Source organism: Streptomyces incanus (assembly GCF_042656345.1).
GTDB lineage: Bacteria > Actinomycetota > Actinomycetes > Streptomycetales > Streptomycetaceae > Streptomyces > Streptomyces incanus.
This window is the reverse complement of record NZ_JBHSPC010000012.1, coordinates 47,699-59,379: the sequence shown is the minus strand read 5'-3', so window position 1 is coordinate 59,379 and position 11,681 is coordinate 47,699. Positions and strand designations below refer to the sequence as shown.

The following is an 11,681-nucleotide window of genomic DNA, read 5'->3' as shown; positions in this document are numbered from 1 at the left end:
ACCAGCGATCTCTCCGAGGTCCGTCACTTGAGGGCGTCCTCGAACACTTTGCGGTACTCGGCAGTGTGGTCGTGCTCTCGCCGGGACCAGGCGATGCGATCTGAGATCTGCTGGTCAGTGGCCTCGACGGCCATGAAGCCGGCCTGCACCTCCGCCCAGAAACGGGCATTACGGGCCTGCCGTTCCAACATCGCGTCGACCAGCACAGCACGCTCAGGACCAGCCAGGCCATAGGCATCGGCCAGCACACGCACCTGAGTGGCCTGAACATCCACAGGGGGAACCCCGACCTTCGAAGACACGCACCACAGCCAGCTCATATAACCGACGTCCTCCAGCGGACTGCCCGGCGCGGCCATGTCGAAATCGATGAAGGCGACCGGCGTCTCGTCCTGGAAGACGGCGTTGTTCGGTCCCAGATCGTGGTGGCATACGACCTGATGCTGACCAGCAAGATCACTACCCCGAGTGGCATCGTGCATGGCCCGCGCCATGGCGCCAGCCGCAGCAACTTGCGCGTCGGTCCACGGTCGGAACTTCGGCGGGACCCAGCCCGGCACAAAGCTGAAGGTGTCCCGACCTGCCTGATCCCGACCGAGATATCGCGGGGCCCCCGTGAATCCTCGGCTCTCCAACAGATCAAGCACGGAGGCGACGAACGGCGAGGCAGCCGACGCCGGCCTCCGGACCGTGTCACCGATGCGGACGACGCCATCGGTGATGCGGCCGCCCTGCAGAGGGACCGCTTCGTCAACAATCTCGGACATGTCACTGGTTCCCTTCTGCTGTCTCAGGCGGCTGCTGACGCGTGATGTTCCCTGATGCCTTGCGAGCGCCCCTGCTTCCCAGGCCCAGCGCTTGCCCCGTGATCGACAGCATGTCTCATGAGACATGCCGAGCGCGAAGAACACGTCCACGCCGACCATGTGGCGGGCCTGCCCGGTGTACTGCGCGGACGCTCGGTGGGCGCGATCGCGACCACGGGGCTGGAGGAGCCCGCCGACCAGGCCCGCTTCGTACGAGGGCTCGCGACCGACCGGCACCTGCCGGTGACGCGTGCCGTCGCCGGGGAGCGGCGGCGCACGGGGGACCTGTCCTGGGAGGTGGTGTGGCCACCACCGAGCCCCCGGCAGCCCGCAGCGCCCACGACCCCGCAGTCCTGGACCCCGCAGCCGGAGGGCCCGAACGACGCGAGCGTGGTCATGCTCGTCCGAACGGCCGGCCTGCGCCTGCTGCTGCTCGGCGACCTGGAACCGCCCGCCCAGCGGGCCCTGGCCAGGTCACCCGAGGCGGGGCGACTGGCCGGCGTCGACATCCTGAAGGTCGCCCACCACGGCTCGGCGTATCAGGACCCCGGCCTCCTGCACCGGGTCTCGCCCCGGCTGGCCCTGATCTCCGCAGGCCGCGACAACACCTACGGCCACCCGGCCCCGACCACACTCGCCGCCCTGCGCAACACCGGCACCGCGGTCCTGCGAACCGACCGCGACGGCACGATCGCGGTACTCGGCGACGAGGACGGCAAGGAGGGCGAGGACGGCAAGAGGGGCCTGCGTGTGGCCCGACACTGAGGAGCTGACACTTTCCGACGTGGGCTGCCGGCCATGGGGAGTACCTGGACGAGCGCGACCCTGTGCGTCGGTGGCCGTCCGGCCGATGACCTGTTCCCCGCGAAGGCGGCGGGATTGCGTAGGGCGCGCATGTCCGCCGCGGCCCGCGGGGCACCTGTGGGCGGAAGCCGACGATGTCGTGGCGCCGGCCCGGGCGCATCCGATGATGGGCCATCGGCTCTGGGGGAGGGGCTCCGTTCACCTGTCCTGGCGGAGTTCCGCAAGACTCCGCCGGGGCGGGGTCTTCGTCCCTGAGGACCGGGTCCTGTCCGGCGGATCTTGTGCCTGGTCCTCGGCCGGGCTTGGCACGGGGCCGGAGCTCATGGCCGTGCGCAGCCGAAAAGGTGGCGACACCCGGAGACCGGGCACGCTAGCGTCCGCAGGCATGCCCCCTTCACTCGTACGTCCCCCTTTTCAGGCCGACGAGCGCACCGCGCTCCTTGGCTGGCTGAATCTCCAGAGGCAGATCCTGCGATGGAAGTGCGAGGGACTGAGCGAGGCGGACGCGCACCGCTCCGTCATCCCGACCTCGCCGGCGATGACGATGGCCGGGCTCATCAGCCATATGCGGTGGGTCGAGCACATCTGGCTGGAGGTGCTGTTCCTCGGTGGCGACGAGACGCAGAACCCGTCCTTCGACGAGACGGACGAGGACGCCGACTGGCGCACCGACGGCATCACGCTGAAGCAGCTGCTCGCGGAGTACGAGGCCCAGTGCGCCCGAAGCGACGAGATCGTGTCCGCGGCCTCCCTGGACGACGTCGGTCGCCACCCCGACTACCGCTCGAGCAAGGCCAACCTCCGCTGGATGCTCATCCACCTGGTCGAGGAGACCGGACGGCATGCGGGGCACGCGGACATCGTGCGGGAGCTGCTCGACGGGGCGAAGGGGTACTACTAGCTCTCTCCGGTAGCTCTCTCCGGCAGATCGAGACCGGAGCCGGAGTCGGACCGCGGCACCGTCACCGTTGCCGTGGAAGACGTGGGCGCGCTTGTCGGATCTCGTCGTCACCGCCCGGAAGTTCTTGACGGCCACGAGCGCGCACGGTGGAGCACGGATTCTTCCCTGATCTGCTCAAAGGCCGGCCGGTGGGAGTCGAACAAGGTGTGTGACATCAGCGTCGCGACTCGACCAGGACCTCGATCCCGTCGAGCACCCGGTCGAGCCCGAAGTCGAACTCGGTGTCGGCCTCATCCCCGTACTCGAGCACGCCCGAGGCGAGGAGCCGCGCGATGGCGGGATGCCGCTCGGCATCGGTGAGCGCCCCAAGCGCCGCCGCATAGCGCCGCAGCGACTCGTCGGGCCCGACCCCGCTCGCTCGCATCCCGGCCTCCAGGTCGGACATCAGCACGGATTCATTCCGTACGTAGCCGCCCACCAGCATCAGCACGGAGAGCTTCTCCTCCTCGCGCAACCCGGTGCCGTCCAGCCCCGCCAGCGCCGCTTCCATCCAGGCCAGGGAGTTGGGGCCGATGGGAGGTCCCGAGGTGGGGATGCGCAGCAGCCACAGGTTCTGCCGGAAGACCGCCCGCTGTGCCCGCGCCCACCACGCGAGGCACTCGCGCCACCCGGTACCGGCCGGCGGCGCCTCGGGCGGCGCGCCCACGGCCGCCTCCTGCATCAGCACATAGAGCTCATCCTTGGCGCCGACATAGCGGTAGAGCGACATGGTCGAGACGCCGAGCTCCTTGGCGACCCGCCCCATGGACACCGCGCCGAGCCCCTCGGCGGCCGCGATCCGGACGGCCGTGTCGACGATCCGGTCGAGGCTCAGTCCGGGCCGCGGCCCCTTCGCGGGACGTTCGCGCAGCCCCCAGGCCACTTCGAGGCTGGCGGGCAGCCCCGTCCCGCTCTCCGTGTCCGCCACGTACGTCTCCCTCGTCGTCCCGACTGCCATCCGATCTGCGGCCCGGGCTTGACGCACATCCTAGTTCTGCGTAACCCTTACACAGTAATGCGTAAGGGTTACGCAGTTAATGAACCGAGATGAGGGGCGATGCCAGAGCACCCGTCCGCCGTACACCCGTCCGCCGTACACCCGGCCATCGAGGCCACCGGCCTGACCAAGTCCTACGGCGACCTTCAGGTCCTGCGCGGTGTGGACCTCACCGTTCCGCGTGGCGCCGTACACGCGCTGCTCGGCCCCAACGGCGCGGGCAAGACCACCGTCGTACGCATCCTGGCCACGCTCGCGACCGCCGACGCGGGCACGGCCCGGGTGGCCGGTCACGACATCCGCACCGCGCGCTCCCGGGTCCGCCGGGCGATCAGCCTGACCGGCCAGTTCGCGGCGGTCGACGAGATGCAGACGGGCGCCGAGAACCTGCGCATGATGACGCGCCTGGCCCGCCACAGCCGCGCGGCCGCGCGCACCAGGGCGGCGGAACTCCTCGACCGCTTCGACCTCACCGATGCGGCCGACCGCCTGGTGAAGACGTACTCCGGAGGCATGCGTCGCCGCCTGGACCTGGCCGCGTCCCTGGTCGGCGACCCCGAGGTGATCTTCCTCGACGAGCCGACCACGGGCCTGGACCCCCGCAGCCGCGCGGCCCTCTGGGACGTCGTACGCGAACTGTCCGCCCAAGGCGCCACGGTCTTCCTGACCACCCAATACCTCGAAGAAGCCGACCAGTTGGCGGACCGCATCGCGGTCCTCGACAAGGGTGCCCTGGTTGCCGAAGGCACCTCGGCCGAGCTGAAACAACGCGTCGCGGGCCACCGCCTCGACCTGGTCCTCACCGACTCGGCGAGCTATCTGCGCCTGGTGCCCCGGGCGACCCGCACCGACCCCGACACCCGCACCCTGGGCATCCCCACCGACGGCTCGGCTGCCCACATCCGCGCCCTGCTGGACGAGTTGGACCCCACCCGCACCACCATCGCGAGCTTCTCCGTCCACACGGCGACCCTCGACGACGTCTTCCTCGAACTCACCCGATCCCCCGCCGCGGAGCCCACCCATGTCTGACGCCCTGATCATGACCGGCCGCTCACTGCGCCTGAGTCGCCGCAACGTGGACGCACTCATCACCTCGCTGGCCCTTCCGGTGATGATCCTGTTGATCTTCGTCTACTTCTTCGGCGGCGCGATCGACACCGGTACCCAGTACGTCACTTACGTCGTCCCCGGCGTCCTCCTCCTCTGCGCGGGCTTCGGCTCGGCCAACACGGCGATGGCGGTGGCGGAGGACCTCAAGGGCGGCATCATCGACCGCTTCCGCGCCCTGGACCTCGGCGGCACCCCGATCCTCACCGGCCACGTCCTGGCCTCGGCGGCCCGCAACCTGCTGGCCACCGCCCTGGTCCTCTGCCTTGCCTTCGCCATCGGCTTCCGTCCCTCGGCCACCCTCTCGGGCTGGCTGGCGGCAACCGCCGTCCTGCTGATCTACGTCCTCGCCCTGTCCTGGTTCTCGGCCGCGATCGGCCTCTTCGTCAAGTCCCCCGAAGCGGCAGGCGGCTTCACCTTCTTCGTCAGTTTCCTCCCCTATCCCAGCAGTGCCTTCGTCCCCACCGGCACGATGCCCGGCTGGCTCCAGGGCTTCGCGGCCCATCAACCGGTGACCAAGGTGATCGAGGCGCTTCGGGGGCTGTTGCTCGGGCAGCCGGTGGGAGCCACTCCGTGGGTGGCGCTGGCTTGGTGTGCGGGGATCCTGGTGGTTTCGGTGGGGGCTTCGGGAGTTTTGTTCAGGAGGCGGACGGTGTGAGATGCGACGCCTGCTGCGTGGCCGAGCGGATCCACGAGTTCTCCAGCGACCGTTGCATACACCGGGGCGGCAACGGCATGCGGATCGTGCCCGAGGGCCGGCGCCCGACACAATGGCTGGCGTGAGCGATGTGAGACATGTGCTGGTGCTGCCCGACCGGGATGCCGCGGAAGCGGTGGCGGAGGAGCTGGGCGAGCGCTTCGGCGTCGACGAGGAGCCGCGGCTCGTCCGGGACGCCCTGGCCGGCGAGGACGATGCCGAGGACGCCCAGTGGCTCGTCGTCCTGCGCGACGAGAGGCAACGGCTGGACCCCGGCGCGCTGGACGAGTTCGCGGCGGAGTGGGACGGCTGGCGGGAGGAGCCCTGACCCGGTGCCGTGACGTCGGGACCCCTCGCCGTCAGTGGTGCGTGCGATGCTTGGCGCGATGGCCAGGAAGACAGCTCAAGACGACCCTCTCGCCCCCGTGACGCTCGCCGTGGGCCAGGAGGACCTCCTGCTCGACCGTGCCGTGCAGGAGGTGGTGGCGGCCGCGAAGGCCGCCGACGCCGACACGGACGTACGCGACCTCACCCCGGACCAGCTCCAGCCCGGCACCCTCGCCGAGCTGACCAGCCCCTCGCTCTTCGCCGAGCGCAAGGTCGTGGTCGTGCGCAATGCGCAGGACCTGTCGGCCGACACCGTCAAGGACGTGAAGGCGTACCTCGGGGCGCCCGCCGAGGAGATCACGCTCGTCCTGCTGCACGCGGGCGGCGCCAAGGGCAAGGGCCTGCTCGACGCGGCGCGCAAGACCGGGGCGCGGGAGGTGGCCTGCCCGAAGATGACGAAGCCGGCGGACCGGCTGGCCTTCGTCCGGGGCGAGTTCCGGGCCACCGGGAGATCGGCCACACCGGAGGCGTGCCAGGCGCTGGTCGACTCCCTCGGCAGCGATCTGCGGGAGCTGGCGGCGGCGGTGTCCCAGCTGGCGGCGGACATCGAGGGCACGATCGACGAGGCGGTCGTCGGCCGGTACTACACCGGGCGGGCCGAGGCGTCGAGCTTCACGGTCGCCGACCGCGCGGTCGAGGGACGGGCGGCGGAGGCGCTGGAGGCGTTGCGCTGGTCGCTGGCGACGGGGGTGGCGCCGGTGCTGATCACCAGCGCGCTGGCCCAGGGCGTACGGGCGATCGGGAAGCTGTCGTCGGCGCGCGGTGGCAGACCGGCCGATCTGGCGCGGGAGCTGGGCATGCCGCCGTGGAAGATCGACCGGGTGCGGCAGCAGATGCGGGGCTGGACCCCCGACGGCGTGTCCGTCGCCCTGCGGGCGGTGGCCGAGGCGGACGCCGGCGTCAAGGGCGGCGGGGAGGACCCGGGGTACGCCCTGGAGAAGGCGGTCGTCACCATCGCACGCGCGGCCAGGTCGAAGGGCAGGGCGTAGGCGTCCTGCCCCGTGACAAAGCCGAGGACCCCGCTCCACCGCCCGGGGAAGGGCGGGCGGAGCGGGGTCCTCGGTGAGGATCGGAGCCCGTACCCGCGTGGCGAACGCAGGCCGCGTACAGGCTCGGGGTGCCGGTCGGGGGCGGAGAGAGAGGGCCCGCCCTGGGTCCTTCCAGCGGTCGGATCGAATCCGATCAGATCAGCGAGTGGTTCAGCCCTTGAGGGGCGCGACCTTGTGAGCCAGCGCCGACTTCTTGTTGGCGGCCTGGTTCTTGTGGATGACGCCCTTGGAGACGGCCTTGTCGAGCTGACGCGCGGCGGCGCGCTGGTACTCGGTGGCCTTCTCGGCGTCGCCCGCGGCGACGGCCTCACGAGCCTTGCGGATCGCGGTCTTCAGAGAGGACTTGACGGCCTTGTTGCGCAGCCGGGCCTTCTCGTTGGTCTTGTTCCGCTTGATCTGGGACTTGATGTTCGCCACGAATGAGCCTCTACAGGTTCTGGTCCGGGGCCGCGCGGGTCCCGGACCGGTGAATTTCTTGAGACGTGCCCCGCACCGAGAGGGCAAGAGACACAACCCCCCACGTTACCAGCGGCCCGACGGACGGCCCAAACCCGGCCCCGGCCGGGCGCCGGCACAGGCCCGGTCCGGCCCCGGTCCGGACCTCCGGTCCCCGCCCGGGGTGCCACACTCCCCGCCCGTGGGACCATGGAAGCTACGTATAGATCCGATCCGACCCGAGACCGCAGACACTGCGGACGCCTCAAGAATCAGGACCCTGCGTGCCCGCGACCCCCATCCACGTGCCCGAGCCGAGCCGTACCGACCCGGCTCTGATCCGCAACTTCTGCATCATCGCGCACATCGACCACGGCAAGTCCACGCTCGCCGACCGGATGCTCCAGCTGACCGGCGTGGTCGAGCAGCGGCAGATGCGTGCCCAGTACCTCGACCGCATGGACATCGAGCGCGAACGCGGCATCACGATCAAGTCCCAGGCGGTGCGGTTGCCGTGGGCGCCCACTCACGACAAGGGCAGCACGCACATCCTCAACATGATCGACACGCCGGGGCACGTCGACTTCACCTACGAGGTGTCGCGGTCGCTCGCCGCCTGTGAGGGCACGGTCCTCCTGGTGGACGCCGCGCAGGGCATCGAGGCCCAGACCCTCGCCAACCTGTACCTGGCGATGGAGAACGACCTCACGATCATCCCGGTGCTCAACAAGATCGACCTGCCGGCCGCGCAGCCCGAGAAGTTCGCCGAGGAGCTCGCCAACCTGGTCGGCTGCGAGCCCGACGACGTGCTGAAGGTGTCCGCCAAGACCGGGCTCGGCGTCGAGGCGCTGCTGGACAGGGTGGTCGCCGAGATCCCCGCCCCGGTCGGCGTCAAGGACGCCCCGGCCCGCGCGATGATCTTCGACTCGGTCTACGACTCGTACCGCGGCGTCGTGACGTACGTCAGGGTCATCGACGGCCAGCTCAACAAGCGCGAGCGCATCCGGATGATGTCCACGGGCGCGACGCACGAGCTGCTGGAGATCGGTACGAACTCGCCGGAGATGCTGTCCTCCGACGGTCTCGGCGTCGGCGAGGTGGGCTACCTCATCACCGGCGTGAAGGACGTCCGCCAGTCCAAGGTCGGTGACACCATCACCAGCCAGCACAAGGGGGCCGAGGAGGCGCTGGGCGGCTACAAGGAGCCCAAGCCCATGGTCTTCTCCGGCCTGTACCCGATGGACGGCTCCGACTACCCCCTGCTGCGCGACGCCCTGGACAAGCTCCAGCTCAACGACGCGGCCCTGGTCTACGAGCCGGAGACGTCCGCGGCCCTCGGGTTCGGCTTCCGCGTGGGCTTCCTGGGCCTGCTGCACCTCGACGTGATCCGTGAGCGCCTCGAGCGCGAGTTCGGGCTCGACCTGATCGCCACCGCGCCCAACGTGGTGTACCGCGTGGTCATGGAGGACGGTGCCGAGCACGTCGTCACCAACCCGAGCGAGTTCCCCGAGGGGAAGATCGACAAGGTCTTCGAGCCGGTGGTGCGGGCCACGATCCTCGCGCCCACCGAGTTCATCGGCGCGATCATGGAGCTGTGCCAGACCCGGCGCGGCACCCTGCTCGGCATGGACTACCTCTCCGAGGACCGGGTCGAGATCCGCTACACCCTGCCGCTCGCGGAGATCGTCTTCGACTTCTTCGACCAGCTGAAGTCCAAGACCCGCGGCTACGCCTCGCTGGACTACGAGCCCACGGGCGAGCAGTCCTCCAGCCTGGTCAAGGTCGACATCCTGCTGCACGGCGACAAGGTGGACGCCTTCTCGGTGATCACCCACAAGGACCAGGCGTACGCGTACGGCGTGCGGCTCGTCGCCAAGCTGCGGGAGCTGATCCCGCGGCAGGGCTTCGAGGTGCCCGTCCAGGCCGCCATCGGTTCCCGGGTGATCGCCCGCGAGACCGTCCGCGCCATCCGCAAGGACGTCCTCGCCAAGTGCTACGGCGGTGACATCTCGCGCAAGCGCAAGCTGCTGGAGAAGCAGAAGGAGGGCAAGAAGCGGATGAAGATGGTGGGCGCCGTGGAGGTCCCGCAGGAGGCCTTCATCGCCGTCCTCTCCAGCGACGAGAGCGCGGGATCGGGCAAGGGCAAGAAGTAACCGGGGGTTACCGGCGGTGGGCGGGGGAGCACCCGCCGGTGCCCCGGGCGAAGCGGGGCCCGTCGTGCGCACGCGCGGCGGGCCCCGGCGCATTCGCGGCAGGTCCGTCGGCGGTTCCGCGGCCGATCCGTCGGAGGTCCTGCGGCCGGTCCGTCGTCAGTCCCGTTGTGGCCCGTCAGGGGATCCTCTGTGCAAAGTGACAGGCCGTTGCCCCTTACGCAGCCGCCGGTGGGCCTTTACTCTGGCTCGACGGTTACTCGCGAGTTAAACAAGGGTACGTGAACGTAACCGGCCGATCACCACCCGCATGTCAGTCGTACACCAGCCGCATCTGAGCCAGCCGCGCCGTCGCGGGCCCCGGAGGATGTCTTGAGCGACACACAGACTTTGATCGAGAACCGGCCGCCGAGCGTGGCGACCCTCTTCCTGGAGCGTGTCGCCGCCACACCGGACACCGAGGCGTACCGCTATCCCGTCCCGTCCGCCACCGGCGAGGGTCCCGACGGCTGGAAGTCGCTCACCTGGGCCGAGGCCGCCGAGCGGGTCGACGCCATCGCGGCCGGCCTGATCGAGCTGGGCGTGAACCCGGAGGAGCGGGTGGCGCTCGCGTCCGCCACCCGGGTCGAATGGGTCCTCGCCGACCTCGGCATCATGTGCGCGGGCGCCGCCACCACCACGGTCTACCCGCAGACGAACCTCGAGGAGTCCGCCTACATCCTGTCGGACTCCGACAGCCGGGTGCTGATCGCGGAGAACGCCGCGCAGGTCGCCAAGGCGGTGGCGAAGCGCGCCGAGCTGCCCCACATCGGCCATGTCGTGGTCATCGACGCGGACGGCGTCGAGACGGACGACTGGGTGATCAGCCTCGCCGAGCTGGAGCGCCGCGGTGCGGCCCGGCTGGAGAAGGACGCCGGGCTGGTCAAGGAGCGGGTCGCCGCGATCACCAAGGACCAGCTGGCCACCCTCATCTACACCTCGGGGACCACCGGCCGCCCCAAGGGCGTACGCCTGCCGCACGACAACTGGTCGTACATGGCGAAGGCGATCGCCGCGACCGGGCTGGTCAGGCCGGACGACGTGCAGTACCTGTGGCTGCCGCTCGCGCACGTCTTCGGCAAGGTGCTCACCTCGGGCCAGATCGAGGTCGGCCACGTCACCGCCGTCGACGGCCGTGTCGACAAGATCATCGAGAACCTGCCGGTGGTGCAGCCGACCTACATGGCGGCCGTGCCCCGCATCTTCGAGAAGGTCTACAACGGGGTGGCGGCCAAGGCGCGGGCCGGCGGCGGCGCCAAGTACAAGATCTTCCAGTGGGCCGCCGGTGTCGCCCGCGAGTACGCCAAGGTCACCCAGGACAACTTCCGCCGCACCGGCATCGCCAGTGCCCCCTTCGGCCTCACCGCGAAGCACACCGTCGCCGACAAGCTGGTCTACGCCAAGATCCGTGAGGCGTTCGGCGGCAGCCTGCGCGCCTGCGTCTCCGGATCGGCGGCCCTCGCACCCGAGATCGGTTACTTCTTCGCCGGCGCCGGCATCCACATCCTGGAGGGGTACGGCCTCACCGAGTCCTCCGCGGCCTCCTTCGTCAACCCCGGCGAGGCCTACCGCACCGGCACCGTCGGCAAGCCGCTGCCCGGCACCGAGGTGCGCATCGCCGACGACGGCGAGATCCTGCTGCGCGGCCCCGGCATCATGGAGGGCTACCAAGGGCTGCCCGAGAAGACCGCCGAGGTCCTGGAGTCCGACGGCTGGTTCCACACCGGCGACATCGGCGAGCTGTCGCCCGACGGCTACCTGCGCATCACCGACCGCAAGAAGGACCTCATCAAGACCTCCGGCGGCAAGTACATCGCGCCCGCCGAGGTCGAGGGACAGTTCAAGGCGGTGTGCCCGTACGTCTCCAACATCCTGGTGCACGGCGCCGACCGGAACTACTGCACCGCCCTCATCGCCCTCGACGAGGCGTCCCTCACGGCCTGGGCGGCCGAGAACGGCATGAAGGGCAAGCCGTACGCGGAGATCGTCGCCGCGCCCGCGACGGTCGAGATGGTCGACGGTTACGTCAAGCAGCTCAACGAGGGCCTCCAGCGCTGGCAGACCATCAAGAAGTTCCGCCTCCTGCCGCGCGACCTCGACATCGAGCACGGCGAGATCACCCCGAGCCTGAAGCTGAAGCGCCCGGTGGTGGAGCGCGAGTACAAGCACCTCATCGACGAGATGTACGCGGGCGCCCGGGAGGCGTGAGCCGCACGGGACGCTCCCGCAGGGCATGAACACCGGGGCGGGTTCCCGGACCGATTCGG

10 protein-coding genes and 1 pseudogene are annotated in these 11,681 nt (G+C 70.0%); 8 read left to right on the top strand and 3 right to left on the bottom strand.

The window, feature by feature from the left end:
* Positions 1–23: 23 nt before the first annotated feature.
* Positions 24–767: an aminoglycoside phosphotransferase family protein gene (locus tag ACFP2V_RS03795; protein ID WP_381205308.1), complete on the bottom strand. Its 744-nt coding sequence runs from the start codon at positions 765–767 to the stop codon at positions 24–26.
* Between the two features lie 141 nt (positions 768–908).
* Here ACFP2V_RS03795 and ACFP2V_RS03790 point away from each other — a divergent pair.
* Both ACFP2V_RS03790 and ACFP2V_RS03785 read left to right on the top strand, forming a co-directional pair.
* Positions 909–1,571: pseudogene (locus ACFP2V_RS03790) on the top strand (ComEC/Rec2 family competence protein); the annotation flags it as partial.
* A gap of 424 nt (positions 1,572–1,995) precedes the next feature.
* Positions 1,996–2,511, top strand: a complete 516-nt coding sequence (locus ACFP2V_RS03785) for a DinB family protein (protein ID WP_381205305.1) — start codon at positions 1,996–1,998, stop codon at positions 2,509–2,511.
* Positions 2,512–2,725: 214 nt separating this feature from the next.
* Here the strand turns inward: ACFP2V_RS03785 and ACFP2V_RS03780 are convergent, their stop codons facing one another.
* Positions 2,726–3,508 carry a TetR/AcrR family transcriptional regulator gene (locus tag ACFP2V_RS03780; RefSeq protein WP_381205302.1) on the bottom strand — a complete coding sequence of 261 codons (783 nt, stop codon included), beginning with the start codon at positions 3,506–3,508 and terminating at the stop codon, positions 2,726–2,728.
* 99 nt (positions 3,509–3,607) lie between these two features.
* On the opposite strand from ACFP2V_RS03780, the gene ACFP2V_RS03775 reads away from it, so the two are divergent.
* From ACFP2V_RS03775 to holA, 4 genes are all read left to right on the top strand, one after another.
* Positions 3,608–4,579 carry an ATP-binding cassette domain-containing protein gene (locus ACFP2V_RS03775; RefSeq protein ID WP_381205299.1) on the top strand — a complete coding sequence of 324 codons (972 nt, stop codon included), beginning with the start codon at positions 3,608–3,610 and terminating at the stop codon, positions 4,577–4,579.
* Complete coding sequence (locus ACFP2V_RS03770) at positions 4,572–5,315, top strand: ABC transporter permease (protein ID WP_381205296.1); 744 nt, start codon at positions 4,572–4,574, stop codon at positions 5,313–5,315. The genes ACFP2V_RS03775 and ACFP2V_RS03770 overlap by 8 nt, the downstream gene beginning before the upstream one ends.
* Before the next feature lie 121 nt (positions 5,316–5,436).
* A complete protein-coding gene (locus tag ACFP2V_RS03765; protein ID WP_381205293.1) occupies positions 5,437–5,682 on the top strand; it encodes a hypothetical protein in 246 nt (81 codons plus the stop codon).
* A gap of 58 nt (positions 5,683–5,740) precedes the next feature.
* Entirely contained in the window at positions 5,741–6,730 is a 990-nt protein-coding gene (gene holA / locus ACFP2V_RS03760; protein WP_381205289.1) for a DNA polymerase III subunit delta, read from the top strand.
* A gap of 210 nt (positions 6,731–6,940) precedes the next feature.
* Here the strand turns inward: holA and rpsT are convergent, their stop codons facing one another.
* Complete coding sequence (rpsT, locus tag ACFP2V_RS03755) at positions 6,941–7,207, bottom strand: 30S ribosomal protein S20 (RefSeq protein ID WP_381205286.1); 267 nt, start codon at positions 7,205–7,207, stop codon at positions 6,941–6,943.
* 302 nt (positions 7,208–7,509) lie between these two features.
* Between rpsT and lepA the strand changes: the two genes are divergently transcribed.
* Together lepA and ACFP2V_RS03745 are read left to right on the top strand one after the other, a co-directional pair.
* Positions 7,510–9,378, top strand: coding sequence for a translation elongation factor 4 (lepA, locus tag ACFP2V_RS03750; protein WP_381205283.1), 1,869 nt, complete (start codon positions 7,510–7,512; stop codon positions 9,376–9,378).
* 369 nt (positions 9,379–9,747) lie between these two features.
* A complete protein-coding gene (locus ACFP2V_RS03745; RefSeq protein ID WP_381205280.1) occupies positions 9,748–11,622 on the top strand; it encodes an AMP-dependent synthetase/ligase in 1,875 nt (624 codons plus the stop codon).
* Positions 11,623–11,681 lie beyond the last annotated feature (59 nt).